The organism is Psychrobacter sp. T6-1 (assembly GCF_052258445.1).
This window is the reverse complement of the sequence record NZ_JBQQFC010000427.1, coordinates 1-1591: the sequence shown is the minus strand read 5'-3', so window position 1 is coordinate 1591 and position 1591 is coordinate 1. Positions and strand designations below refer to the sequence as shown.

The window sequence follows — 1591 nt, the reverse complement described above, 5'->3', positions numbered from 1 at the left end:
CGTGCGCTCAATCAAATTGTAAAAGTATATTCCAGTCATCCTGATATTCATCTTTTGGCTAGAGAGTCTATTAGCTTTGCTAAGTTAAATCAGATGTTTAGTAGCAAAGATACCGTCAAGATTAGCCTAGTGCCAGACATTGTTATGAGTGCGACTGCAAAGGTGCTTGGCGCAACGGAGTGCCATGATACGTCTGGTATTCTTCGTTGCCTGCGAGATGATAAAGAAGCGGCTTTAACAACTAAGCAATATAGTATCGTTGATAAGGCGTTAGTCAAAACTGGCTATGATATAGAGAAAACAGATACTCACGCTGGTGGCTCACAGTTAAGCGCGGCGCATTGTACTCAGCTGTTGACTGATAAGCTCAACCAATTTCGAGCGGCAAATCTGGTTGTCACGGATCGTTTGCATGGCATGATTTTAAGTCTACTCTCTGGTACACCTTGTCTAGTACTGCCAAACTCTAACCATAAAATAAGACAAACGCAGGCTGACTGGTTACAGGCTCATCCCAGAATTATTTTTTTAGAGCTTAATGAGATAGATCAAATCTCAAAGTCTATTGATAGCTTATTGTCCTTGCCTCATGGGCCACTAGATGAGTCCCCAGTTGATAGCAATAAATACAACGATCTAAAAAAAGCGCTGAGGTATCTATGAGTACTACAGTAGCTCCATTAGTCAGTGTCATCGTTCCTGTATATAACGTAGAAAACTACCTCGACGCTTGCCTGAACTCTATCAGACAGCAAACCTATCAAAACCTAGAAATTATCATAGTCGAAGACGGTTCTACTGATAACTCTAGACAACTGCTCGATCATCATCTCAGTGATAAGCGCATAAAAGTCGTTCAGCATAGCAAAAACAAAGGGCTCTCTGCGGCTCGTAATACTGGCATCGAGTCTGCGACGGGTGAATACATGATGTTCATTGATTCTGATGACATCGTAGATATACGCTTAGTAGCCGCTTGTGTTGATTGCGCCCTTTGGTCACAAGCGGAAGTCGTGACTTATGATTTCATGTCCTTTGATGATGGCGTCGCGGAGATGGCGCTGCCATATCCGCGTGGCAGCCTAGAGTATAACGCTGTTGAACAAGATAATGACTATTATAATCTGCCACATTTTGCATGGCTCAAGTTCATACGCGCAAGTGTGATACGTTCTACGTCATTACGTTTTCCAGAGGGCTTATATTACGAAGACTGGCCCTTTCATTGGCACCTTGGACTATCTACGACTAAGAGATTTCACTTGCCCGTTAATTTTTACTTATACAGACAGCGCGGCACCTCTATCACAGAATCAAGGGGCAAAGAGCTGCTGGATCTATTCGCTATTCACGCGATAGTAAAAAATTTGTTAGATGATCACAAGGCGTATAAGGTAAGAAAGGTTTTTGCTCATAAGTGTAGACAGAGTCATTGGAGAGTTTTGACCCGCATTGATTCGACGTATTTAAAGACTGCACTCAAAGCGGTCAAACAAGCACAGAGGACGATGCAGTCTGATGACTATAACAGTGCGACTAATATCAAGCATATGATGCTCTCAACTATAGTGGGTATGCCATATCCTATGAA

Annotated in this window: 2 protein-coding genes; both read left to right on the top strand. The window is 42.6% G+C overall.

Annotation, left to right across the window (positions count from 1 at the left end; all coding sequences use genetic code 11):
* Positions 1 to 663 (top strand): polysaccharide pyruvyl transferase family protein (locus tag ACTXGO_RS16395; protein WP_443574881.1); only part of this gene is annotated, 663 nt, incomplete at its 5' end.
* A partial coding sequence (locus tag ACTXGO_RS16390) for a glycosyltransferase family 2 protein (RefSeq protein ID WP_443574880.1) occupies positions 660 to 1591 on the top strand: 932 nt, incomplete at its 3' end. The genes ACTXGO_RS16395 and ACTXGO_RS16390, both read left to right, overlap by 4 nt.